At 70.3% G+C, this 630-nt stretch carries 1 protein-coding gene; it reads left to right on the forward strand.

Translation table 11 applies throughout. The features are described 5' to 3' along the window. Positions 1 to 630, forward strand: a 630-nt coding sequence (locus FVW20_RS18080) for a M48 family metalloprotease (protein ID WP_231039248.1), incomplete at both ends; no start/stop codon positions are given.

Genomic DNA, 630 nt, shown 5'->3' on the forward strand with positions numbered 1-630 from the left:
GGCGGGCATCCGCCCCGGCGACGTGCTGGTGGCGGTGAACGGGCAGCCCATGCCCACCGGCAAGCTGGCCGCGCGCACCCTGCGCTGGCAGGTCACCAAGGCGCTGGGCGCGGGCGATACCGTGTCCTACACCGTGGAGCGCGACGGCCTGCGCATGGACGTGCCGGTTCGCTTTCACCGGGTGTGCGAGGCCACCATGGACGTGGAGGTGCGCGACACCGTGGACGCCTTTTCCTCCGGCCAATCCATCCATGTGACCATCGGCCTGCTGGAGCGTTTTTCCGATGATAACGAACTGGCCGCCGTGCTGGGCCGTGAATTGGCCAAGCATATGCGGCACGGCGGGCAACCCAAGGCTGGCGCGGTGTCGTCCGCAACCGACAGGCCCGGCGTGCGCGGCTATTACGGCATGCCCCCGGCGGGTGGGCTGGTGAAGCCCGAAAGTGCAGAGGCGGACCGCCAGGCTGGCAGCCACGACATGGATCGCATGGCCCTGTTCTGCATGGCCCGCGCGGGGTACGACCACCGTCGCGCCGCGCCCATGTTCGACACGCTGGCGCAACTGCCGCCGTCGCGCCGGGCTGTGCTGCAAGGCGAAGTTGCCGCGGCCAGGGCAGATGCGCAGGCGCG

This window comes from Nitratidesulfovibrio oxamicus, from assembly GCF_015731765.1.
GTDB lineage: Bacteria > Desulfobacterota > Desulfovibrionia > Desulfovibrionales > Desulfovibrionaceae > Cupidesulfovibrio > Cupidesulfovibrio oxamicus.